At 40.7% G+C, this 23,018-nt stretch carries 21 protein-coding genes and 4 tRNA genes; 13 read left to right on the top strand and 12 right to left on the bottom strand.

The genetic code is table 11. The annotated features are described in order from the left end of the window. Positions 1 to 58: 58 nt before the first annotated feature. From B3R63_RS02750 to B3R63_RS02735, 4 genes are all read left to right on the top strand, one after another. Positions 59 to 1,948 carry a M48 family metalloprotease gene (locus B3R63_RS02750; protein ID WP_005025418.1) on the top strand — a complete coding sequence of 630 codons (1,890 nt, stop codon included), beginning with the start codon at positions 59 to 61 and terminating at the stop codon, positions 1,946 to 1,948. A gap of 131 nt (positions 1,949 to 2,079) precedes the next feature. Then, entirely contained in the window at positions 2,080 to 2,754 is a 675-nt protein-coding gene (locus B3R63_RS02745) for a hypothetical protein (protein ID WP_005405619.1), read from the top strand. 21 nt (positions 2,755 to 2,775) lie between these two features. After that, positions 2,776 to 3,747: a 2-hydroxyacid dehydrogenase gene (locus B3R63_RS02740; RefSeq protein ID WP_286728234.1), complete on the top strand. Its 972-nt coding sequence runs from the start codon at positions 2,776 to 2,778 to the stop codon at positions 3,745 to 3,747. 81 nt (positions 3,748 to 3,828) lie between these two features. Further along, positions 3,829 to 5,271 carry a M48 family metalloprotease gene (locus tag B3R63_RS02735; RefSeq protein ID WP_286728233.1) on the top strand — a complete coding sequence of 481 codons (1,443 nt, stop codon included), beginning with the start codon at positions 3,829 to 3,831 and terminating at the stop codon, positions 5,269 to 5,271. Between the two features lie 18 nt (positions 5,272 to 5,289). Here B3R63_RS02735 and B3R63_RS02730 read toward each other — a convergent pair whose 3' ends face one another. Together B3R63_RS02730 and rpsU are read right to left on the bottom strand one after the other, a co-directional pair. Further along, the gene (locus B3R63_RS02730; protein WP_005014888.1) at positions 5,290 to 5,736 is read right to left on the bottom strand and encodes a GatB/YqeY domain-containing protein; all 447 of its coding nucleotides are present in this window, start codon (positions 5,734 to 5,736) and stop codon (positions 5,290 to 5,292) included. A gap of 34 nt (positions 5,737 to 5,770) precedes the next feature. Further along, entirely contained in the window at positions 5,771 to 5,986 is a 216-nt protein-coding gene (gene rpsU, locus B3R63_RS02725; RefSeq protein ID WP_001136722.1) for a 30S ribosomal protein S21, read from the bottom strand. Between the two features lie 147 nt (positions 5,987 to 6,133). On the opposite strand from rpsU, the gene tsaD reads away from it, so the two are divergent. Together tsaD and blaOXA are read left to right on the top strand one after the other, a co-directional pair. After that, a complete protein-coding gene (tsaD, locus tag B3R63_RS02720) occupies positions 6,134 to 7,150 on the top strand; it encodes a tRNA (adenosine(37)-N6)-threonylcarbamoyltransferase complex transferase subunit TsaD (RefSeq protein ID WP_075040047.1) in 1,017 nt (338 codons plus the stop codon). A gap of 63 nt (positions 7,151 to 7,213) precedes the next feature. Next, entirely contained in the window at positions 7,214 to 8,035 is an 822-nt protein-coding gene (blaOXA, locus tag B3R63_RS02715) for an OXA-23 family carbapenem-hydrolyzing class D beta-lactamase (RefSeq protein ID WP_286728232.1), read from the top strand. 103 nt (positions 8,036 to 8,138) lie between these two features. Here the strand turns inward: blaOXA and B3R63_RS02710 are convergent, their stop codons facing one another. Beyond that, positions 8,139 to 9,011: an ATP-binding protein gene (locus tag B3R63_RS02710; RefSeq protein WP_005025424.1), complete on the bottom strand. Its 873-nt coding sequence runs from the start codon at positions 9,009 to 9,011 to the stop codon at positions 8,139 to 8,141. A 173-nt stretch (positions 9,012 to 9,184) separates the two neighbouring features. Between B3R63_RS02710 and B3R63_RS02705 the strand changes: the two genes are divergently transcribed. The 6 genes from B3R63_RS02705 (at position 9,185) to B3R63_RS02680 (ending at position 12,032) form a co-directional block, all read left to right on the top strand. Next, positions 9,185 to 10,693, top strand: a complete 1,509-nt coding sequence (locus B3R63_RS02705) for a DUF3336 domain-containing protein (RefSeq protein WP_174498820.1) — start codon at positions 9,185 to 9,187, stop codon at positions 10,691 to 10,693. Further along, positions 10,686 to 11,480 (top strand): protein kinase domain-containing protein, encoded by a 795-nt coding sequence (locus B3R63_RS02700; RefSeq protein WP_286728231.1) that lies wholly within the window; start codon positions 10,686 to 10,688, stop codon positions 11,478 to 11,480. Before B3R63_RS02705 ends, B3R63_RS02700 begins: the two co-directional genes overlap by 8 nt. 117 nt (positions 11,481 to 11,597) lie before the next feature. Continuing rightward, a tRNA-Leu gene (locus B3R63_RS02695) sits at positions 11,598 to 11,682 on the top strand. A 62-nt stretch (positions 11,683 to 11,744) separates the two neighbouring features. Continuing rightward, positions 11,745 to 11,818, top strand: a tRNA-Trp gene (locus B3R63_RS02690). Between the two features lie 29 nt (positions 11,819 to 11,847). Further along, positions 11,848 to 11,932, top strand: a tRNA-Leu gene (locus B3R63_RS02685). A 15-nt stretch (positions 11,933 to 11,947) separates the two neighbouring features. Further along, positions 11,948 to 12,032 (top strand) — tRNA-Leu (locus B3R63_RS02680). Between the two features lie 142 nt (positions 12,033 to 12,174). Here B3R63_RS02680 and B3R63_RS02675 read toward each other — a convergent pair. The 9 genes from B3R63_RS02675 to B3R63_RS02635 form a co-directional block, all read right to left on the bottom strand. After that, positions 12,175 to 12,378 (bottom strand): hypothetical protein, encoded by a 204-nt coding sequence (locus tag B3R63_RS02675; RefSeq protein WP_005014876.1) that lies wholly within the window; start codon positions 12,376 to 12,378, stop codon positions 12,175 to 12,177. A gap of 346 nt (positions 12,379 to 12,724) precedes the next feature. Then, entirely contained in the window at positions 12,725 to 13,456 is a 732-nt protein-coding gene (gene gloB, locus B3R63_RS02670) for a hydroxyacylglutathione hydrolase (RefSeq protein ID WP_286728230.1), read from the bottom strand. Between the two features lie 125 nt (positions 13,457 to 13,581). Then, entirely contained in the window at positions 13,582 to 14,865 is a 1,284-nt protein-coding gene (purD, locus tag B3R63_RS02665; protein WP_286728229.1) for a phosphoribosylamine--glycine ligase, read from the bottom strand. A 145-nt stretch (positions 14,866 to 15,010) separates the two neighbouring features. After that, complete coding sequence (gene purH, locus B3R63_RS02660) at positions 15,011 to 16,585, bottom strand: bifunctional phosphoribosylaminoimidazolecarboxamide formyltransferase/IMP cyclohydrolase (RefSeq protein WP_286728228.1); 1,575 nt, start codon at positions 16,583 to 16,585, stop codon at positions 15,011 to 15,013. A 69-nt stretch (positions 16,586 to 16,654) separates the two neighbouring features. Beyond that, positions 16,655 to 16,924, bottom strand: a complete 270-nt coding sequence (fis, locus tag B3R63_RS02655) for a DNA-binding transcriptional regulator Fis (protein ID WP_005014868.1) — start codon at positions 16,922 to 16,924, stop codon at positions 16,655 to 16,657. Between the two features lie 361 nt (positions 16,925 to 17,285). Beyond that, positions 17,286 to 18,155: a DUF3426 domain-containing protein gene (locus tag B3R63_RS02650; protein ID WP_286728326.1), complete on the bottom strand. Its 870-nt coding sequence runs from the start codon at positions 18,153 to 18,155 to the stop codon at positions 17,286 to 17,288. 16 nt (positions 18,156 to 18,171) lie between these two features. Then, on the bottom strand, positions 18,172 to 19,074 hold the full coding sequence (gene prmA / locus B3R63_RS02645) for a 50S ribosomal protein L11 methyltransferase (RefSeq protein ID WP_248087588.1): 903 nt from the start codon (positions 19,072 to 19,074) through the stop codon (positions 18,172 to 18,174). A 121-nt stretch (positions 19,075 to 19,195) separates the two neighbouring features. Further along, complete coding sequence (locus B3R63_RS02640; protein WP_286728227.1) at positions 19,196 to 20,077, bottom strand: bile acid:sodium symporter family protein; 882 nt, start codon at positions 20,075 to 20,077, stop codon at positions 19,196 to 19,198. A gap of 166 nt (positions 20,078 to 20,243) precedes the next feature. After that, positions 20,244 to 20,591, bottom strand: coding sequence for a hypothetical protein (locus B3R63_RS02635; RefSeq protein ID WP_005014853.1), 348 nt, complete (start codon positions 20,589 to 20,591; stop codon positions 20,244 to 20,246). Between the two features lie 251 nt (positions 20,592 to 20,842). Here B3R63_RS02635 and mnmG point away from each other — a divergent pair, with 251 nt between their 5' ends. Further along, positions 20,843 to 22,723: a tRNA uridine-5-carboxymethylaminomethyl(34) synthesis enzyme MnmG gene (gene mnmG, locus B3R63_RS02630; protein ID WP_046205870.1), complete on the top strand. Its 1,881-nt coding sequence runs from the start codon at positions 20,843 to 20,845 to the stop codon at positions 22,721 to 22,723. The last annotated feature ends 295 nt before the right edge of the window (positions 22,724 to 23,018 follow it).

Below are 23,018 nucleotides of genomic sequence, written 5' to 3'. Positions count from 1 at the left end.
GTCTTGCCCGCTTTTTTACTTTAAGATAGGCAAAACAATGTAATTAGGAAATTTTACATTGAAAGACGTCAGCCATTATTTAATTACTAATAAAAATATGATGTGGTCCATGAGCATTTGTCTGCTTGCGATCATCTTAAGTATATTTATTCTCAATAGCCTGTTGGGTCTAATAGTTCATTTTTTTGATCCTGAACAAGCTGTCATGTGGCATGTATTCAGCCCTTATCTGATCTTATTGTTATTACTGGTAATGGGTGGTTCGGTTGCCTATGAACGCTATGTATTTCGTTCTGGGGGGCATACGCTTGCTAAACAGCTAAAAGCTCGGCGTCTTAATCTGATTGAAAGCACACCTGAGGAAAGTGTAGCCATTCATTTAAATGAACATTTGGCACAAAAGTTCATGATCAATCCTCCAACTTTATATGTGCTGCCGGATGAGATCGGTGTAAATGCTTTAACCGCTGGCTTCCATCCCCAAGATATTGTAATTGTGTTGACATGGGGAGCATTGCAAAACCTCGATGAGCTAGAACTTTATGGGTTACTCAGTCATGAGTTTAACCAGATACTTTCTGGCGAAACAGCTGAAAATACCCGGCTTAAGATCGTTTATAGTAGCCTGACTACTTTTAGCCAATGGGGGAGTAAAATTGCCAAATTGGGGTTTCGAAAAACTACTATCAATAAACGTCACCAATTTGAAACAACGTTTGTCGCAATAGGAGGTATTATCTGGCTGGTTGGCAGTTTGGGCGTGTTGGTGACTCGTCTGATCAAATATCTGACTTTAGGTGGACGTACCTTCCGGAATGATTTTAAAACCAAGCGTCTCATTCAAAACGATGCCAATATTCAGACTTTACTCCGAATTTATGTGCATCATGCAGGTTCACAGATTCATAGTGAATATTCAGAATCAATTGCCCATATGTGTTTTGCCAACTCATTGAGTCCGCAGAGCTGGATGAATATTCATCCCAATATTGAAGAAAGAATTTATGAACTAAATCCTGCCTTACTACAAGACTTGCAGCTTGAAAACCTGAAAAAGCTGCGTAGCCAACCATTTTTTAGCCTGTTTCGTTCTCTAGAAGAAATTAATGGAGAAGTCTACAATCCTTGGACTTCTCCACAACCGCTACCTTTATTACGTTTGTCTCCTATCAGCTTTGCTATTAATGATGCAATCAAACCTCTCAAGCCTGAAATACGTCGTGGCATGAAGCGCCCCGAGCTGATCCAGCGTGCTATGTTGACTGCTACTGGGTCAAGAGAAGTTATGGTTGCGATCTTGATGATTCGTCAATATCGGGAATTTATTCCTAAAGAAGCTGAAGTTAGCCGTGCAATTGTGGATGCATTGCTGAATCTGGACGGTCGTGTACATATCCAGATTTTTTTAGAGGCCTGTAAAAATATTGGTCATATGCCCGCATCTATTGCCCGTCAATTTCTAACCCGACTGGCAAAAATTATTCAAGAAGATGGCGAAATTGGACTACTCGATGCTTTATTGCTCGAAAAAGTTAAATATGAGCTAAATCTGATGCCTTTGCACATGCCTGTATCTTTAGAAGACGCTAAACCGCAGATTGTACGGCTGGTCGACGCACTATTGCATGTACAGCAGATTAATAGTCCAAACCAGCTAGATGTGCGATATAGAATTTTACAGCAGGTTCTTACTCTGGATGAGCTGTCTTTATATGAAGAAATTTCTGATGAGCCGCTCGATTTGGCAGAGATTTTAAATGATATTGCGGGGCTATTACTGCGTGACCGGTTAAGTATGCTGGGAATTGCCGAGCTTTGCCTGTGGCATGACCGGATTATTACCCAAGATGAGCTCGATGTACTAGAGTTGCTCTACTGGCGATTGGGTTTTGAAACCAGAGAAATTATTGACCAGATGCAAAAGAAGAATAGTGTCATGATTATTTGAAACTGGTGACGATTTTATTAAATCAGAATATGCACCATGATGAATGAATAAAATATCTGAACCGGCCAGAAACTACAGCAAAGCATATAAAAGCCCGTTAGAATAGCTTTCAGGAAAATTAGGGTAGTAACATGATTGGGCATGAGCGGAAAATACTGGCAACTTTAGGAATTGATGTCTGGATTCCTCGAGGTACTGTATCAGCACGCCTTGGCAATATGTCAATCTGGCGTGATCAGACAGCACGGGTTGAGCCGTTAAGTTTTCATGATCATGTAAAAAATGTTAAGCCTGATTCTGCTACAGAAAACCTGCAAAAAAAAATTACGGATATTGTTGAGCAGGTAGCTATTGATACACTACCACCCCAAGCTGAAAAAGAGCATCTGCCAGCAGCAACTTCCAAGGATGCAAATGCTGTAGAGGCTATCAATCCTATAGTAGAAGTTGAAGCTTTTAGTGTGCAGGCTTATAGTTTGGCGCACTGTACAATTTTAATAAATGCTACCCGTCTAACTGAGCCGCAGCAACAGCTATGGTTAAATATTCAGCGTAGCTTGTCAGGACAGTATAGTTTGTTGGAATGGCCTTTCCCATTGCCCAATTTTCAGGATAATCGTGGTGTAGGTTGCTATGTACAAGGTTTTATTGATGCTATTGCCTATGAAAAATCAGTGTTAAGCCTAGGTGATATTCCATATCTGAATCATTCAAAAGTTATCCGTTTAGCCAGTTTGCAGGAAATGCTGGATAAACCGTTACTGAAGAAACGCCTGTGGCAATTTATGTATAAAAAGATGGAATAGCAGAGAAATAGGAATACAAAAATGGATAAAAAGCGCGTAGTCGTATTTAGCCAGATTGATCAGGCCATTCTTGAGCGTTTGCAACAGCAATATGAAGTTCAGGTATTAAATCCTAAATCAGGTGATATTAATGAGCAAATCCGTCAGGCAGTAACAAATGCTGATGGCATGATTGGTTCGGGACGAGTGCTGAATAAATCTAACCTGGCGAGTGCACAGCAGCTTAAGGTTATTTCAACTGTAAGTGTTGGTTATGATAATTATGATGTGGATTATCTAAACCAGAAAAAAATCTGGCTTTCAAATACTCCGCATGTCTTAACAGAGACTACTGCTGATTTGGCTTTTAGTTTATTGATGAGTGCAGCACGCAGAGTGCCTTATCTGGACCAATGGACCAAGCAGGGTCAGTGGAAACGTACGGCGGGTACTGAACAGTTTGGTCAAGATATTTTTGGCAAAACTTTAGGTATTATTGGTTTGGGGAATATTGGTGCGGCAGTCGCACGTCGTGGACATTATGGTTTTAATATGGATATTCTATATCATAACCGCCGTGAGAAACCTGAACTTGCCCAGCCTCTTGCAGCAAAATATTGTTCAATGAGTGAACTGCTTCAGCACTCTGATTTTATAGTCATGGCAGTCGACTTAAATCATGAATCTAAAGCTCTCATTGGCCAGGCAGAATTTGATCAGATGCAATCCCATGCTGTATTCGTCAATATTGCACGTGGTTCAGTTATAGATGAAGTAGCACTGATCAATACTCTAAAACAGAACAAGATTTTTGCTGCAGGTCTGGATGTTTATAGCAAAGAACCTTTACAGGAATCTGAACTTTTTAAACTGTCGAATGTTGTCACTCTGCCTCATGTGGGTTCTGCAACAGGAGAAACCCGTAAAAAAATGGCCGAGCTGGCTTATCAGAACTTGGTACAGGCTCTGGAAGGCCAAATTCCACGCTATCTGGTTAACCCTGACTTTAACTAAAGCTTCATAACACTTCACTGCATTTTTCTTCAATGTTGAGTGTTATATTAGCTAAAGATGAATTCAGCTATGGAATCAAGATTGAAAAAGTTTTTGCTTGCAGCAGGACTGAGCAGTCTGACCACTTTCAGTCCAGCACTTACTTTTGATGCTCCTTCTTCATTTGGTCAGGTAGAAGTACCTGATATTGGTGGAGGAGTAGGGTTAATTGATCAGCAGCAAGAACGCTTCATTGGTGAAAAAGTTTATCGTGAAGTTCATAAACAAATGCCGGTCATGCAAAACCCTTGGCTTGAAGACCAGTTATATTCTATTTTTACCCGTATCTTAAGCCAGACTCAAGCAGGGCAGCCAATTGGACTGGTACTAATTAAAGATTCCCAAATTAATGCTTTCGCTGTGCCGGGCGGGCTGTTTGCAATTAATACGGGGATGGTAACTTCTGCCCGTAATATTGATGAGGTGGCAGGGGTGATGGCACATGAGATTGCGCATGTTACCCAGCGACATTACAGCCGTTCTAAAGAGGCATTTAAAGGTCAGGGTCTGCTTGCACTGGCTGGTGTTTTGGTGGGAGCAGCCATTGCTTCACAGGCTGATGGAGAAGCAGGTACAGCAGTTATGCTCGGTACTCAGGCTGCCTTAATGGATAAACAGCTAACCTACAGCCGCAACCAGGAACGTGAAGCAGACCGTATAGGCATGCAATATATGTACTCGGCTGGCTACAATCCACAAGGCATGGCAGATTTTTTTGAGCTGATGAACCGTTCTACTAGCCGTGTCAGTTTTATGCCAGATTTTTGGCTCACTCATCCCTTAACCTCACAGCGCATGAGCGAAGCAAGACTACGTGCTAACCAGTTGCCTAAAGTAAAAAGTAGTTTATCTGACCCTGATTTTGAAATTGTTAAGCTTTATACTGCGGTGGTCGCTAATCAGGCAACTGAAAATCAGCTGTCTATTTTGGCAAAACAGGGCAGCTTTGCAGGCCAGTTGGCGTTAGCTACATTTTATGAACAGCAGGGCGATTATGGTCAGGCACAAACAGCATTAAATCAGGCAAAAATGGCAAACCGTCCACATCCGCTGATTTCTCTTATACAGACTGATATTTATCTTGGACAAAACAAGATAGATCTGGCTTTAAATACAATTAGCCCGTTACAGCGCATTATGCCAGAAAATCGGTCATTAGCTTATAAACTGGCTGAAGTACTAATCCGGCAACAGCAGCCAATACAAGTAATTAAACTGGTACAGCGCTTTACTAATAATAATCCAAGAGATGTATATGGATGGCGTTTAATGCAACAAGCAGCTGCACTTGAGCCGGCTTCAGCCTTAAAAGCTGTGAATGTATTACGTTATCGTGCTGAGGTGGAATACTGGAGTGGAGAAGAAGAAGCGGCAATTAAGTCGATGTTGCATGCACAGCGACTGGCAAAAAATAATAATGCGATGTCTGCCAGAATTGATGCACGATTAAATCAGATGCAACAGGAGCGCCAATTAAAAATCTAAATGATAGAAACCAGGGGGTTAAGAAAGCTTGGCCTTGATTTTGCCTGAAACAGCAGAAGGGTCGGCACGTCCGGCTATGATCGGACGTAGAGAATTCATCACCTTACCCATATCTTTCATGCTAGTCGCTCCTTGAGCAGCAATTGTTTGCTCAATGAGAGAATCAAGTTCTTCCTCAGTCATAGCTGCTGGTAGAAATTGGGAAATAATCTCAATCTCGGCTTGTTCTTTACTAGCTAAATCTTCGCGGCCAGCGCCCTGATAGGCTTTTACTGACTCTTTACGTTGCTTGATCTGTTTCTCAATGACCGCAAGAACCTGAGAATCATCAAGCTCTTTGCGTTCATCAATTTCGATTTGCTTGATGGCTGCCTGCAGACCACGAAAAACAGTCACTGTTGCCATAGCTTTGGCACGCATTGCAGTTTTCAATGCATCAGTAATCTGTTCTTTTAAAGTAGTCATAATATTTTCCAGGCAGTAATCAGTCACAAATTAATTAGTAAAGGCGAGTAGTACGTACAGATTCACGAGCCAGTTTTTTCTGGTAACGCTTAACTGCAGCAGCTTTTTTACGCTTACGTTCTTGAGTTGGTTTTTCGTAGAATTCACGCTTACGAACGTCAGCAAGAACACCTGCTTTTTCGCATGAACGTTTGAAACGACGGATAGCTACGTCTACTGGTTCGCCTTCTTTCAACTTAACTTGTGGCATGAAGAATCCTCTAAGTTTATGGATAAGTACACAGGCAGGATTGCCCGCATACACAAGTGAAGGCCATTATTTTACTCATTTACTTCTCATACCACAAGTCTATAATAGTTTCTGCATTATTTTTTCGCATTGGATAAAGGCAGTTTAATGATTGTTTTAGGCTTGGAAACTTCTTGTGATGAAACCGGATTGGCTCTTTATGACAGCGAGCAGGGTTTGCGTGGGCAAGTACTTTATAGCCAGATCAAGCTGCATGCAGAGTATGGTGGAGTAGTGCCGGAGCTGGCTTCACGGGATCATGTACGCAAGCTGATTCCACTTTTAGATGAACTGCTGATACAAAGCGGTGTTAAAAAGTCTGAAATTGATGCAGTTGCCTATACCCGTGGGCCAGGTTTAATGGGTGCGCTAATGACTGGAGCACTTTTCGGACGTACTCTGGCATTTGCCTTGAACAAACCGGCAATTGGGGTTCATCATATGGAAGGCCATATGCTGGCACCTTTACTTTCAGATACTCCACCCGAATTTCCATTTGTTGCACTTCTGGTTTCAGGTGGGCATTCCCAGTTAATGGCAGCTTATGGTATCGGACAATATGAATTACTGGGTGAGTCTATTGATGATGCCGCCGGTGAGGCTTTTGATAAAGTCGCGAAAATGATGAATCTGCCGTATCCGGGAGGACCAAATATTGCCAGACTTGCCCAGCAGGGTAATCCGACTGCATTTGATTTTCCACGTCCGATGTTACACCAAGGTCTGACCTTTTCATTTAGTGGCTTAAAAACTGCTGTTTCGGTCCAGCTTAAAAAAGTTGAAGGCCAAAATCGTGAAGCCGATATTGCTGCCAGTTTTCAAGAAGCTATTGTCGATACTTTAGTAAAAAAATCAGTCAAGGCATTAAAACAGACCGGGTTAAACCGTTTGGTAATAGCAGGTGGTGTAAGTGCAAACCAGCGTTTACGTGAACAGCTGGAAAGCAGCTTAAACAGAATTAAAGCTTCAGTTTATTATGCTGAGCCTGCGCTCTGTACAGATAACGGTGCCATGATTGCATTTGCTGGTTACCAGCGTCTGAAAGCAGGACAACAGGATGGCTTATCTGTAACCACTACACCGCGCTGGCCAATGACAGAGCTTACTCGTCCGGCAGAAATATAATCTGGTTTAATTAAGGAAGGGGCTTTTGCCTCTTTTTTATTTTCTATTGATCTGGTGTTTAAAATGAATAAATATTTTACTTGCTATGTGTTTGCTTCTCTTTTTCTTTCTGGTTGTACGGTTCAGCATAATTTAATAAATGAAACCCCGAGTCAGATTGTTCAAGGACATAATCAGGTGATTCATCAATACTTTGATGAAAAAAGCACCTCAGGTGTGCTGGTTATTCAAACAGATAAAAAAATTAATCTGTATGGTAATGCTCTAAGCCGCGCAAATACAGAATATGTGCCAGCCTCTACATTTAAAATGTTGAATGCCCTGATCGGATTGGAGAACCAGAAAACGGATATTAATGAAATATTTAAATGGAAGGGCGAGAAAAGGTCATTTACCGCTTGGGAAAAAGACATGACACTAGGAGAAGCCATGAAGCTTTCTGCAGTCCCAGTCTATCAGGAACTTGCGCGACGTATCGGTCTTGATCTCATGCAAAAAGAAGTAGAACGTATTGATTTCGGTAATGCTGAAATTGGACAGCAGGTCGATAATTTCTGGTTGATAGGCCCATTAAAGGTCACGCCTATTCAAGAGGTAGAGTTTGTTTCTCAATTGGCACATACACAGCTTCCATTTAGTGAAAAAGTGCAGGCTAATGTAAAAAATATGCTACTTCTAGAAGAGAGTAATGGCTACAAGATTTTTGGAAAGACTGGTTGGGCAATGGATATAAAACCACAAGTGGGCTGGTTGACCGGCTGGGTTGAGCAGCCAGATGGAAAAATTGTCGCTTTTGCACTAAATATGGAAATGCAGTCAGGAATGCCGGCATCTATACGTAATGAATTATTGATGAAATCATTAAAACAGCTAAATATTATTTAAGCGCTTGACAGAACTCTAATTTTATAAAAAGCCCACTTGAGATAAATGGGCCTTTTATAATCTGACTAATAATGAAACCTGTTAATTTTTCTAGTTTAAAATTTTACAGTGCTTTTAGTTGTTGTGATCCAATCCAGTGTTTAGAGAACTGATAGGCGGCACGTCCTGACCGTTGACCACGTGCCTGACACCAGCGTAGGGCTTCAGCACGGGCTTCGTCATTCATTGGCATATCTGCTTTAGCAAGATAGTGTTCCACAATGGTTAAATACAGGTTTTGATCCATTGGATAGAATGAAAGCCACATTCCAAAACGATCCGAGAGTGAAATTTTTTCCTCAATGGCTTCTTGTGGATGCAACTCGGTATATTGCGGTACATCTACACGAGTCACTGGCGTGTTCTCATGCATAAACTCTGGTAACAGATGTCGACGGTTGCTGGTTGCATAAATAATAAAATTACTTGAACCTGACTGTAATGAGCCATCAAGTACACTTTTTAAGCTGCGATAGTTTTCATCTTCAGCATTAAAGGCCAGATCATCGCAGTAGACAATGAACTTTTCCGGACGCTTCTGGATGAGCTTCTGGATTTCAGGAAGATCAGAGAGATCATCACGTTCAATTTCAATTAAACGTAATCCTTGATCTTTATACTCGGTTAAAAGGGCACGGACAATTGAAGATTTTCCTGTGCCGCGTGAACCGGTAAGGAGAACATCATTGGCTGGCAGATTCTGCAAAAATTGTCGTGTGTTTTGAATAATTTTTTCTTTTTGTCTTTCGATTCCTTTCAGGTCATCTAAATAGATTTGTTTCGGTTCGAAAATGGGTTTAAGTTGTTTATCCTGCCATTTATAAGCCGGAGCAGAGAAGTCTGTCTGCTGTTTAAGCTCAGGTAAAAATTGCTGGACCTGCTGTAATACGGTAGAGAGAGTTTGAAGTATATTCTCTGGTAGAGTGAGGTTTGTCATAATTTTTCAGGTGTTATCGAAATAGCTAAATAGTAGCACTAGGAATACCGTAAATAGTACTACAATATCAAAAAGGCCAATGAATTATAGTTTTTTGCAATTGATTAGTGGCGAAAAAGATCAGATATTCTCAATAAAAACTTTGAGCACAAATATCAAAGGATAGGCACATAATGTTAAAAGAATTAACTCAAACTATTAATCCGCATCAGGCATATCGGGTTAAGAAATTAAAACATCAGCTGGAAGGGGCCGAATCCTATGAAGAGTGGAAATCTGTTGCATTAAAACTTGATGAAGAAACCGGTGCTCAAGAATGGAAACTCGACAATAGCTCTCCTTATTTTGATGCAGAGATTATTTCACATCGTTTGAACCTGCTTAAAAAATATCGCCTGCAGCAGCGCACTTTAGACCTGGTCGCTATTTTACGTGAAGGCTTAAGTTATGATATTGCCAACATTGGCCATCCAATGTTATTTACCGCAACGTATATTGGCACTAAAAAAATAATTGAAGATTACATTGAGGAAATGAGTGCAAGCTTGGCTTATATTGCCTCTAATGAATGTCATAGCTTTAACCTGAAAGAAAAAATAGACTTTTTTGAAAACTGCCAGATTGCTTATGGACAGCCCGTACTCATGTTTTCAGGCGGCGCTACTTTAGGGTTATTTCATACAGGGGTTTGTAAAACCCTGATTGAACAAGATCTGATGCCCAAAGTGCTATCAGGTTCGAGTGCAGGCGCCATTATGACTGCCATGCTAGGGGTTTCTTCGCCTAATGAACTGGAAAGTATTATGAGTGGAGAGAGTTTTTTTACCGAAGCTTTCCATTTTCGTAAACTGACTGATGTACTCAAAGGTAATGGCGGTCTGGCTGATGTGCGCTATCTCAAGCAGTTTCTGATGGAAAATCTTGGAGACCTGACTTTTGCTGAAGCCTACGAAAAATCCGGACTACACATTAACGTTGCTGTGGCGCCATATGATGCAACACAAAATGCCCGGATTATGAATGCCTATACTGCACCTAACTTGCTGGTCTGGAGCGCTGTATTGGCTTCCTGTGCGGTTCCAGTTCTGTTTCCACCGGTACGCCTGACCAGCAAACGCTATGATGGTCAATATACCCAATATATGGGCAATACTAAATGGGTAGATGGCAGTGTACGCAGTGATTTCCCACAAGAAAAAATGGCCCGTCTGTATAACCTGAATTATAGTATCGCCAGTCAGGTGAATCCGCATGTTGTGCCATTTATGCAAAGTGATGAAAACCGCTATCGTAAAGATGTTCTGAGCTGGCCCGAACGGATTGTACGGCGTCAAGGTAAAGTGATCGCTATGGGAATGATGGATTTTACTCGTGAACGCTTAGGTGCAATCCAGCCTGTACGCCGTTTGCTTGATCACGGCTATGGCATTATTGGACAACGTTATTACGGCGATGTAAATATTATCGCCAAATATAATTTACGTCATTATAGCTATATGCTGAAAAATCCGCGACCACATCTGTTTAAGCTATTACAGCGCGAAGGAGAGCAGGCAACCTGGCCTAAAATCTCCATGATTGAAATTCATGCCCGTATCGGAAAAACAATTCAGCATTGTCTGGAGCTTCTACATTATCAAGAAACTCAGCAAGAGAAAAGTCAAGATCATGCAGATGCCTGATCTTGAAAATTCATTTGAAAACCTGATTCTGCGAAATGGCCTGTCAAGCCAGAGGTTTGGCCGCCGTCTGTATCATTTGAGCCAAAATGGAACACCGTATTGGCTTAAGTTTCAACTATCCGAAGTGCAACCTGAATATGAAAAAGGATTTTTACATGAACTGCAAATTTATCGAAAGCTGGGAAAATTAGAGCCAAGTATTCTTCTGCCTGCACGTATCATTGAGTTAAATCAGATTGCAGAATTTAGCCACTTAAAAGGAGAGGGATTAATTCTGCCTCACAATGATTACTGGTTGGGTGAGCCTGCACAGCAACTATCTTTTGAACAAGCACAGCAGAAAATTTTTGCAATGTTAGGCTGTTTGCAAATTTTGCATCAAACTGGCTGGATTCATGGTGACTTAAAGCCACAGCATTTTTTATATTGCCATAATCAGCTCACTTTAATTGATTTTGAGCAGAGTCAGCCAGTTACACAAGTTCATAAGACCACCACATTGAATGCCACACCACGCTATATGGCGCCAGAGCTGTTTCATGGAGAAATAAAAACGGTTAGAACTGATTTATATGCACTTGGAGTTATTTTATATGAGTGGTTAAGTGGTCAACGTCTAAGTGCCAGAAATTATCAGGATTGGGCAGTGCTACACTGTCAGATGTTAAAAATAAGATTACCAGACGCATTTATGCCATTTTTTCCGCTATTAAATGGCTTGCTAAGCAAATATAAAGATCAGCGTTTTCAACAGGTAAATGAAGCGCTCTATCATTTGAAATATTAGAAATGTTTCAAAAATAAACATAAGTTTTTGATTTGTTTTTTATTTAAGCAAACGCTAGGTTTTTTCATAAAAAAGGCTTGTCATGATTCTGTCTTCTCTATAATATACACAGCCATCGGGGGCGTGGCGAAATTGGTAGACGCACTGGATTTAGGTTCCAGCGCCGCGAGGTGTAAGAGTTCGAGTCTCTTCGCCCCCACCATTTTAAAGAGAATTATTTTCTTTAAAATTTATTCAGGTGAAAACCCTGAATACGCTTCAAATAGAGGATTGGTGTAATGGTAGCATGACGGTCTCCAAAACCGTTCGTCAAGGTTCGAATCCTTGATCCTCTGCCAATTATCTTTTGAGATAATTTTATATCATCGGGGGCGTGGCGAAATTGGTAGACGCACTGGATTTAGGTTCCAGCGCCGCGAGGTGTAAGAGTTCGAGTCTCTTCGCCCCCACCAATGATGATAGATAACGGGGATGTGGCGAAATTGGTAGACGCACTAGCTTCAGGTGCTAGCGCCGCGAGGTGTAGGAGTTCGAGTCTCCTCATCCCCACCAGATTCAAAAAGACCAGTATATTTAATACTGGTCTTTTTTTCATGGGAGAAATTATTGAAAACTTGAAAAAGTACCAGCTATTTAAAATTATATAAGCTGGCCTTTTAAATATTAATGCAAAAAATATAATAAAATGAATCACTTAAGCTTTTAGATGATCTTCGAATTCTTCCCCAAGTTGCACAGCCAGAGAATTACCTGAAAGTTCACAAGTGACTAAGCCATATTGTTTTTTAAAACTGAATGTAAAACCACGACCATCGGCCAGACTTTTAACTGAGTACCCCAATTTTTCTAACCAGATTTTGAAAGCTATTAAATTTTTTGCTTTGACAACTCTTTTCATCAGAGATCTCCTGCTTGACATATAAGTAAATTAATAAGGCTATTGCTTTACAATTTAAAGGGCAGATATATATCTTTTGGTGAGATAATATTATTTTAATTAATATAGAGTTGAAAAAATAATCAAATTTCACAGAAAATATTTTATTTAACTTATTGAATAAATTACTTTTAAATTAAATAGGCCTATAGAAAAAGCTTTAATCAGGTAATTGTAAAAAATAATGTCTAATTTAAGAAAAATTAATTATCTAGGCTGTTAAAAGCTATGTATAAATCAACCTCAAGACAGCTTGATGAAAGGCTTATCCTTAGCAAGGATAAACCCAGTTCAAAATTATGAACCACTAGAAATTATCTTTTAGTATGCGAATACGCGAAAACTCTTCTTCGCTCTCCGCCCTTAAAAAAGGATTGGTTTCAAGTTCCAGTGCAATCGTAGTTGGAAGCGTGCACTGATGGGAGTCGCGCATTTTTCTCACTTGCTCCACACGCCTATGTAGTGCCAGATTATCTGGTTCAACTGTCAGCGCAAATTCAGCATTGGAGAGTGTATATTCATGGGTGCAATATACTTGTGTCCTTGGAGGTAAAGCGGCTAACCGGTTAAGTGAGTGATACATCTGTGCATATGTTCCTTCAAATACTCGCCCACACCCCATGGCAAATAAAGTATCACCACAAAATAAAATATCTAGCTCATCAATAAAATAAACAATATGGCCCAGGGTGTGTCCCGGTACAGCTAAAATATCTACTTTTAAACGGTTAAATTTAAAGTGATTCTCATGCTGTAAGGGACGAGAAATAAAGGGAATATGGCTAAGTTCTTCTCGTGGCCCATAGACTGGAATATTCTGCTCAGTAATCAGTTCAGGCACACCACCAATGTGATCCTTGTGCCAATGAGTGAGCCAAATCTGTGATAATATGAGGTTATGGGTTTGACAGAAGTCTTGTACGAGTTGAGCCTCAGTAGGATCAATTACAACTGCTTCCTTAGTTGAACTATCTTCAAGTATCCAGATATAATTCTGAAGCTGGTTTTTAACATCAATGCAATGCACTTTATATGTCATGTTTTTCCTAAACACTCAGATCTTTTTATTAGTATAACCAATCTCCAGAAAGAATAATGTGCTTATATTTTTCGACTAGAAAGAAAAAAGCCCGCCGCTAGCGAGCTTAATTTATTGATAAAAAATTAGCTCTGTTCGCGTGCAATTGCACGATACCCAATATCTTTACGGTATTGAACGCCATTGAAGGTTACTTTTTGGCAAAGTTCTAATGCTTTTGCTTGTGCCTCACCAATAGTATTGCCAAGGGCAGTCACACAGAGTACACGTCCACCCGCCGTCACAATCTCACCATTTTCATTGGCTTTGGTTCCTGCATGGAATACTTTAGCATCCGTCATTTCAGTGTTTAGACCAGAAATCACATCACCACTGCTTGAGGTTTCTGGGTAGCCTTTAGACGCTAAAACGATACCAACCGTTTTACGCTCATCCCATTCAGCTTCTGAAGGCAAATTACCTTCAATACCTGCTTGAACTAAATCCACCAAAGATGATTTTAAACGCATCATAATTGGTTGCGTTTCAGGGTCACCAAAACGACAGTTAAACTCGATTACTTTCGGTTGACCTTGTTCATCAATCATTAAGCCTGCATATAAGAAACCTGTATAAACATGACCGTCTTTTTTCATACCTTCAACGGTAGGACGCATCACTTCATTTATAGTTTTTTCAAATACGTCAGCAGTCACCACAGGCGCAGGAGAGTAAGCACCCATACCCCCAGTGTTAGGACCTTGGTCCCCTTCAAAAATACGCTTATGGTCTTGAGATGTTGCCATTGGCAAGATGTTGTCACCATCGATCATACAAATGAAAGATGCTTCTTCACCTGCAAGGAATTCTTCGATCACAACACGAGAACCCGCATCACCAAATTTGTTACCAGCAAGCATGTCGTCAATCGCAGCAAATGCTTCTTCCTTAGTCATCGCAACGATTACGCCTTTACCTGCAGCAAGACCGTCAGCCTTGATCACAATTGGCGCGCCATTTTTCTCAACAAATGCTTTGGCAGCATCTACTTCAGTGAACACGTCATAGAAAGCAGTAGGGATGTTGTGGCGTTTAAGGAAGTGTTTTGCGAATGCTTTAGAGCCTTCTAGTTGCGCTGCAAATTTCGTTGGACCCCAAATTTTGATACCCGCTTCGCGGCAAGCATCCACAACACCATTCACAAGCGGTGCTTCAGGACCGACAATAATCAGGTCAATTGCATTATTTTTTGCAAAATCAATAATGGCGGGGTTATCGAGAATGTCTAAAGCGACATTTTCACATTTATTTTCAGTTGCGGTGCCTGCATTGCCCGGTGCAACAAATACCTTTGCTACTTGATCGTCTTGTGCGATTTTCCATGCAAGCGCATGTTCACGGCCGCCACTACCTAAAACTAAAATGTTCATCTTTAGAAAATTCCCTCGAAAATGAAATTCCACAAACCCAATGAGGTTCAAAATTGTTTAATATCTTATAGCAAGATATTAAATAATCTACTGATGTAGCAAACCCTCCTTGTAAAAAGGAGGGCCTGGAATTTATACTTAAAAATTAGTGGCGGAAATGACGCATGCCAGTAAAGACCATGGCAATTCCATGTTCATCCGCAGCAGCAATCGTTTCTTCATCACGCATTGAACCACCTGGCTGAATAATGCATTTGATACCTGCTTTAGCCGCATTGTCGATACCATCGCGGAACGGGAAAAATGCATCAGATGCCATGACTGCACCTTCAACTACAAGTCCTGCATGTTCCGCTTTGATTGCAGCAATACGTGCAGAGTTGACACGGCTCATTTGACCTGCGCCCACACCAATCGTTTGGCGGTTCTTAGCATACACAATCGCGTTAGATTTCACGTATTTCGCCACTTTCCAGGCAAAAATCAAATCATCGATTTCCTGTTCAGTTGGTGCACGTTTCGTCACAACTTTAAGATCATCTTTAGTGATCATGCCCAAGTCTTGATCTTGAACCAGCAAACCGCCATTTACACGTTTATAGTCAAGCTGTGGAGCACGTTCATCAATCGCAGGAAGCTCGCCACAAACCAGTACACGTACATTTTTCTTCGCACCAGTGACTTCAAGCACGCCTTCAGCAATACTTGGTGCAATGATCACTTCAACGAATTGACGGTCAACAATCGCCTGTGCAGTTTCGACGTCTAATTGACGGTTGAATGCAATGATGCCACCGAATGCAGACTCCGTGTCAGTTGCATAAGCAAGATCATATGCTGCTTTAATACCGTCTAGAGACACTGCAACGCCACATGGATTCGCGTGTTTTACAATCACGCAAGCAGGTTTGGCAAATGATTTCACACATTCAAGGGCTGCATCAGTATCAGCAATATTATTATAAGATAATTCTTTACCTTGTAATTGTTTTGCAGTGGCAACAGAGGCTTCGGTTGCTGCTGGATCTACATAGAATGCAGCAGATTGATGCGGGTTTTCACCGTAACGTAAATCTTGAGATTTATTTAACTGAGTATTGAACGTACGTGGGAATTTATCTGCTTGGCCTTCTTCTTTACCGACACGAGCGCCTAAGTAAGATGCAATCATCCCATCATATTGCGCAGTATGTTCAAATGCTTTCACTGCCAGGTCAAAACGGGTTGCATAAGATAAAGCACCCTCAGCTTTAAGCTCAGCAATCACAGTTGCATAATCAGAAGCATTTACCACAATACCTACAAAGGCATGATTTTTTGCCGCAGCACGAACCATTGTAGGGCCACCGATGTCGATGTTCTCAATTGCATCTGCCAGTGAACAGTCAGGTTTTGCAACAGTAGCAGCAAATGGGTATAGGTTAACAACGACCAGATCAATCGGAGCAATATTGTGTTCTTGCATAACAGCTTCGTCTAGACCACGACGTGCAAGAATACCCCCATGAATTTTTGGATGCAGGGTTTTAACACGGCCATCCATCATTTCTGGAAAACCGGTATGCTCTGATACTTCAACCACAGCAATATTATTGTCTTTAAGTAGTTTGTAAGTACCACCAGTTGAAAGGATCTCCACTCCTAATGCAACAAGGTTTTGAGCAAAATCTACGATGCCCGTCTTATCAGAAACAGAGATTAAAGCGCGTTTAATAGTCATGATTTTTAAGTCTACAGATTAAAACAAATAGGCATAAAAAATGCCCACGAAGCGTGAGCATTTTATCATTTATTCACTCATCAAACCGTGAGCTTTCAACTTTTTACGTAAAGTACCACGGTTTAGTCCAAGAATCTCGGCGGCCCGTGTCTGGTTACCGCGAGTATATTCTAGAACTACAGATAAAAGAGGTTTCTCCATTTCTGCCAGCACCATGTCATATACCTGAGATGGTTGCTCACCTTGCAAAGACGCAAAGTAATGGCGAACCGCGCGATCTACATGGATGCGAAGTGCAACATCAGATTGTGCAGTAAAAATAGGAGATTTGCTATTCATGCGAGTTAATCCGAAAATCAAATATCACTTGGGTAAAGCGATAAATATGGTCTAGAAAAATGAAGCTCCGTCTTAGATCCTAAAAACGGAGCTCTAAAACTGGAAACAACTAGCTTGCCACAACTTCTCAAAATTGAGCAAAAAATAAGCGTAACAATAGTTGAAGTTTTGTTACAGTTACTTTTCAAAACAAAAAATCGGCTACATGCGCTAAATTTATATAAAGCACATATTGCTTAACTGTATTTGTTGTGAATAAAAGCGAGAAGTATGTAAGGCTAAGCTTTCGTGGCGCGTATGATACCATTGTCTAAGAAAAAGTGAGCAAATTAACTGCAATTTTTTTTTAATTTTTTTACAATTATGGACGGATTATTTCTAAATGGTAGTCATCAAAGTCTTTGCGGTCCACTGGAACTGTAAATTTGAACTTAAATGGACTATGCGTTGGTATACGGCGAATTTTATATAAATCATTCGTGAGATACTGTTCAGGGAGTATTACTGTATTAAAAATCTCTGCATTATGCTTATTAAGGCTAAGCTTGATACTTGGTATTTGAAGACTATTTTCATATTCATTCATTATTACACCAGAAAAAACTGTTTGTCCTTTACCGGCACGATTAACTTTAACTTTATCAATTTTAACCTGAGAGTAATAATCTTCCAGTTTTTCACAAGTCAGTAAGGTACACACCTGTTTAAATAACAGGTTAAAGAAGGGACTATCATTGATTATTTTAGGGTTAAACCAGAGTACCTGTAATATAAGCACCATAGCCAACAATACATTGATACTGCCCCAGAGCAGATAATAAAATCTTGTACTTCTAGGGTGGGGAGCTTCTTTAAGTGCATTGCCCCCTGAAAGATGCAGGGCTGGAAGTGATAACGTGCTTTCATTATGAAAATAATTCAGATTGTTCAGATAAGTCAGTAGGTCAATATTTGAGTTCTCAATTTTGCGTTCAAAAATATCAAGAATATTGGCACTGGGCTCTGAACCAATTTTTTTACGTTCTCCAATATGGTTAGGTAAATTACTTTTCTTTATTGCATAGCCCCGGGTTTCAGAGGAAACAGCAGGCTGAACCAGATGAGTTAGCGCATTAAAATTGATAGAACATTTAGGACAACAGACCATACCCTGAGCAATTGTAAGCTGGGTTAATGTTACCTTATAGATAGTAGTACATTTGGGGCAGCGGGTCTGTTTGTCACTCATCATTAAGTGCTCTCTATTATTAGTACTGGTGACGTTTTCCTGAAATACGGCACCAGTTTTCTTCACGTTTCTCTACGTCCAGAATATCGAAGTATTCTGAATAAACGCCAGATACATCATTTACCTGTTCTTCAATCACGCCTGCCAGTGCAAACTCACCTTCGGACTTGATCAATGTTGAGAACTCAGAAGCTAATGCCATAAGAGGGCCAGCAAGAATGTTTGCAACGAGTACATCGGCTTGCTGACCTTTAAAAACAGTATTAAATTCCTCGGGTAATCCCACATATAATCGTTCTAGTACGCCATTTAGCTCGGCATTCTGCTGGGTAGCCAGTACAGCTTGTGGATCAATATCAGTAGCGTAAACCTGTTTCGCCCCTAACAGTAAGGCAGCGACACCTAAAATTCCGGAGCCACAGCCATAGTCGATCACAACTTTATCTTTAAGATCTGTCTTGCCGAGCCATTGCAGACACAAGAAAGTACTTGCATGATTTCCTGTGCCAAAAGCCAAACCCGGATCAAGCTTAATATTGACTGCACCGGCTTCTGGCGGCTCTAACCATTCAGGCACGATCCAGAATTTTTCACCAATCTGAATGGGCTCATAATAATCCATCCATGAGCGTTCCCAGACTTGGTCTTCAAGCTCTTCACTACGAATAGGTGCTTCAGGTAACTGGCCATGAATAAAGGCCTCAAGCTTTTCTGTATCAATCGGATCATTTTCATCATCCTGATAGATACCTGTGACAATAACTTTATTCCATAGCGGGGTTTCGCCTGGAAGCGGCTCAAGCAGGTCCTGGTTTTCTGCATCATCTAAGGTCACGCTGACTGCCCCTAATGACATCAGCAATGTTTCAGTCAAATCAACCTGGTCCTGATTAACAGTAATATGAATTTGTAACCACTTCACAAGAAATAACCCAATCTATGTTTATTAAAAGACTATTGTAGCCGATTCATGACTAAAGCCTAGTTAAACTCTGGTAAAAGTTAAAAAAGCTGAGCTGCGTCTGGGATGTATAGTAACCTGATCAGGCTAACTCCTCTTGTAATTGAGGTTGAGGTGAATAACGATTAAGTAAGGTGCCAAAGATTGCAGCGAAAATATACATAATCAGTGAATAAACCACTGCTGGCATGGCAATGGTTGTACTTGACATAATCGTTAAGGCAATGGTCATGGCAAGCGTGCTGTTATGAATGCCAATTTCAAAAGCACAGGCTCGAGCTTGCGCACTGTTAATCCCAAAGAGGCGCGGTATAAAATAACCAATTAACAGACTTGCAAAACAGAACAGGGCAGTTGCTGCACCAATTTGCATGAGATAGTCAAGAATGTTGTTTCGCTCTTTAAACACGGCCACAATAATAATCAGAACAAGAAATATAACTGCAAATATGCGTACCGGACGATTAAGTTTCTCGGCAATGCGAGGAGAAAAATGTCTCAATAACATGCCTAAACAGACCGGAACAATAATAATTAAAAAAACTTGGGCCACTTTGGAAAACTGTAAACCCACCTGTTGGCCATCAGTCATAAAATGCTGAATAGCCAGATTTACAATAAAGGGTAAGCTAAACGCTGCAACGACTGAGTTAATCGCAGTCAAGGTAATATTTAGGGCAATATCTCCCTTATAAAGGTAGCTGAACAAGTTTGCTGTTGGCCCGCCAGGGGAAGCCGCAAGTAACATCAAGCCTACCGCTAATGCAGGCGATAATGCCAATATTTTGCAAATAAAAAATGCAATACCTACTAGAATAAAAAGTTGACAGAATAATGCTAAAACTACAGCTTTCGGGTGTTTTTTAATATGGGCAAAATCTTTAGGGGTGAGTTCGAGACCAAGCCCGGCCATGATAATTGCCAGAGCAATAGGCAAAAATATGGTAATCAATCCTGAATCCATTGTTATTCCTTTTTTATTGTTAATGTTATAAATCTAATTTTTATTCAGTTTAGCGAAGTTTAAGAGAAATACAAATGAAAAACGGTCAATGAGCAAAAGCTTTTGACCGTTTAACTAAAAACAGCCTTTACATTTAATATGCTAGAGGCTGAATTTATAGACTAAATTAACGTGGATGTGGCGGAGTAAAGCCTAAAGCACATTTACCACTCATTTGTTTACCATTAATAGTTGCTGTAGCTGTACCACTTGCAGTTGTACAAGCGTTATAAAGTTCTGGTTCGTCACCTATGAGGGAACTAGGATTGCCTGTAGGGAAGAACCGTGGTTCACAGGTACCATTCCAGATAATGCCACGATAAGCAAAACTTACCCAAGTGCCTTGGCTTTTGCCCTTACAGACTTGCTGATATTTTTGAGGATTATAGACTCGGTCAACTTTATCATTTGCATTTGCAAAAGAGCTGACACATAAACCGCACAGGATACTAGATAACAATATTTTGGTTTTCATGGCACGTTTCCTTCTTAGTATAATCAACTTAAGGATAAAAAATAATCAGAATAAAACAATTTTGATCTGGTAAGTTTTCATAAATTCTTGTGTACTTTTGAGGTAAATATGCAAATCTTAATTACATTTTTTAAAAATAAGCGAGGTAGAATGAAAATAGAGGAACTAAGGAAAAATCTTCTACTCACTACGTCAAAATAAAATTTCTGCTATAATATTCTGTCCCCTTTTTTAGACTTATATTTACCACTATGCATTATCCTAAAGTATACGATGTCATTGTTATCGGTGGCGGTCACGCGGGTACGGAAGCGGCGCTCGCTGCTGCACGTATGGGTCGACAGACCTTGCTCTTGACTCATAACATTGAGACTTTGGGGCAAATGAGCTGTAATCCGGCCATTGGTGGTATTGGTAAGTCACATCTAGTGCGTGAAATTGATGCCTTGGGCGGTGCAATGGCACTGGCAGCGGATAAAGGTGGTATACAGTTCCGTATTCTGAATTCGCGTAAAGGTGCTGCAGTACGAGCAACCCGTGCACAGGCAGACCGGATTCTTTATAAAGCAGCTATCCGTAATGTTCTGGAGAATCAGGCAAATCTGGATATCTTCCAACAGGCTGCTGATGACCTGATTGTAGAAGGCGATACTGTCAAAGGTGTCGTAACGCAAATGGGTATCCGCTTTGATACCAAGACAGTCGTGTTAACAACAGGTACTTTTTTGGGTGGCGTCATTCATGTTGGTCTGGAAAAATCAAGTGGTGGTCGGGCAGGTGATCCACCGTCAATTTCTCTAGCACATCGTTTACGTGAATTGAAATTGCCAGTAGGTCGTCTGAAAACAGGTACACCGCCACGTATTGATGCACGTTCGGTTGATTTTTCTGTCATGACACCACAGCCGGGTGATTTTCCTTCTCCAACCATGTCTTTCATGGGTGATGCATCCATGCATCCTGAACAGGTAAACTGTTATATTACCCATACTAACGAGAAGACTCATGAGATCATTCGTGGCGGACTTGACCGTTCACCAATGTATACTGGTGTGATTGAAGGGGTAGGACCGCGTTATTGTCCGTCTATTGAAGACAAAATACACCGTTTTGCCGATAAAGATTCGCATCAGGTGTTTCTGGAGCCAGAGGGCTTGGATACTCATGAGCTGTATCCTAATGGAATTTCAACCTCTTTACCATTTGATGTGCAATTTGAGCTGGTTCGTTCAATTCGCGGTATGGAAAATGCCCACATTCTGCGTCCGGGCTACGCCATTGAATATGATTATTTTAATCCGCAAGCCTTAAAATTTACTTTAGAAACCAAAGCTATTAATAACCTGTATTTTGCCGGACAGATTAATGGTACGACTGGCTATGAAGAAGCAGGTGCACAAGGTTTGCTTGCCGGTCTGAATGCTGCACGTCGTGCCTGGGAGCAGGAAGAGTGGACACCTAAACGTGATCAGGCGTATATGGGAGTCTTGGTGGATGATCTCATTACTTTAGGAACTAAAGAGCCATACCGTATGTTTACCTCACGGGCGGAATATCGTCTGATGTTGCGTGAAGATAATGCTGACCAGCGTCTGACCCCAGTAGGTCGTGAAATGGGTCTCGTCGATGACGTGCGTTGGGCGGCATACTGTGAAAAAATGGAAGCTGTTGAGCGTGAAACGTCTCGTTTACAGCATCTGTGGGCCGCGCCTAATAATCCGATGGGTAAAAAATTCGTTGAGATGACAGGGCAGGATTTAAGTAAGGAATCTAGTGCAATTGACCTGTTAAAACGTCCGAATGTAACTTTTGAGCAAATTGCTGAACTTACAGACTCTGAGGTCACTCAGCAGGTGGGTGACCAGATTGAGATTGCTGTAAAATACGCGGGCTATATCAATCGCCAGCATGAAGATGTTGCACAGATGAAACGTCTGGAAGAAACTCGGATTCCGGCTGATTTTAATTATGATGTAGTGTCTGGTCTTTCCCGTGAAATTACCCAGAAACTAAAAACTGTACTGCCTGAAACCTTGGCACAAGCCAGCCGTATTCCGGGTGTAACACCGGCAGCAGTACAACTGATCATGATTACAATCCGTAAAAATGCCCAGATAAAAAAGACAGCTTAACTGAAAAAAAGCCTGCTTAAGCAGGCTTTTTTATATATGTATTTCCGTAAATATTTCCAAAATAAATATTAAGATAAAAATTTAGAAAACTTAGCTGATCTATTTATTTCACAGTTCCTATATTGAATTGTTAAAGTACTCTTACACCCAAATAGAGGAGAGTTATTTTATGAAAATACGCCGTATACGCTTTAATACTGACATGCTGGCTTGCCGATGTTAATAGCTGATTTAGATAGTATAAAAAACGGGTTTTCAGGTTTATATGGTTATAGCATATGTAAAACTGGCCTTA

The sequence above is a fragment of the Acinetobacter sp. UBA1297 genome (assembly GCF_002307755.1).
GTDB lineage: Bacteria > Pseudomonadota > Gammaproteobacteria > Pseudomonadales > Moraxellaceae > Acinetobacter > Acinetobacter radioresistens.
This window is presented reverse-complemented; position numbering and strand designations above follow the sequence as displayed.

Bases quoted from the DNA above. Each gene is read 5' to 3' on its own strand.
- B3R63_RS02745 (WP_005405619.1), top strand. From the start codon at position 2,080: ATGATTGGGCATGAGCGGAAAATACTGGCAACTTTAGGAATTGATGTC.
- B3R63_RS02740 (WP_286728234.1), top strand. From the start codon at position 2,776: ATGGATAAAAAGCGCGTAGTCGTATTTAGCCAGATTGATCAGGCCATT.
- B3R63_RS02730 (WP_005014888.1), bottom strand. From the start codon at position 5,736: ATGACTACTTTAAAAGAACAGATTACTGATGCATTGAAAACTGCAATG.
- rpsU (WP_001136722.1), bottom strand. From the start codon at position 5,986: ATGCCACAAGTTAAGTTGAAAGAAGGCGAACCAGTAGACGTAGCTATC.
- tsaD (WP_075040047.1), top strand. From the start codon at position 6,134: ATGATTGTTTTAGGCTTGGAAACTTCTTGTGATGAAACCGGATTGGCT.
- blaOXA (WP_286728232.1), top strand. From the start codon at position 7,214: ATGAATAAATATTTTACTTGCTATGTGTTTGCTTCTCTTTTTCTTTCT.
- B3R63_RS02710 (WP_005025424.1), bottom strand. From the start codon at position 9,011: ATGACAAACCTCACTCTACCAGAGAATATACTTCAAACTCTCTCTACC.
- B3R63_RS02705 (WP_174498820.1), top strand. From the start codon at position 9,185: ATGTTAAAAGAATTAACTCAAACTATTAATCCGCATCAGGCATATCGG.
- B3R63_RS02700 (WP_286728231.1), top strand. From the start codon at position 10,686: ATGCCTGATCTTGAAAATTCATTTGAAAACCTGATTCTGCGAAATGGC.
- B3R63_RS02675 (WP_005014876.1), bottom strand. From the start codon at position 12,378: ATGAAAAGAGTTGTCAAAGCAAAAAATTTAATAGCTTTCAAAATCTGG.
- gloB (WP_286728230.1), bottom strand. From the start codon at position 13,456: ATGACATATAAAGTGCATTGCATTGATGTTAAAAACCAGCTTCAGAAT.
- purD (WP_286728229.1), bottom strand. From the start codon at position 14,865: ATGAACATTTTAGTTTTAGGTAGTGGCGGCCGTGAACATGCGCTTGCA.
- purH (WP_286728228.1), bottom strand. From the start codon at position 16,585: ATGACTATTAAACGCGCTTTAATCTCTGTTTCTGATAAGACGGGCATC.
- fis (WP_005014868.1), bottom strand. From the start codon at position 16,924: ATGAATAGCAAATCTCCTATTTTTACTGCACAATCTGATGTTGCACTT.
- B3R63_RS02650 (WP_286728326.1), bottom strand. From the start codon at position 18,155: ATGATGAGTGACAAACAGACCCGCTGCCCCAAATGTACTACTATCTAT.
- B3R63_RS02640 (WP_286728227.1), bottom strand. From the start codon at position 20,077: ATGGATTCAGGATTGATTACCATATTTTTGCCTATTGCTCTGGCAATT.
- B3R63_RS02635 (WP_005014853.1), bottom strand. From the start codon at position 20,591: ATGAAAACCAAAATATTGTTATCTAGTATCCTGTGCGGTTTATGTGTC.
- mnmG (WP_046205870.1), top strand. From the start codon at position 20,843: ATGCATTATCCTAAAGTATACGATGTCATTGTTATCGGTGGCGGTCAC.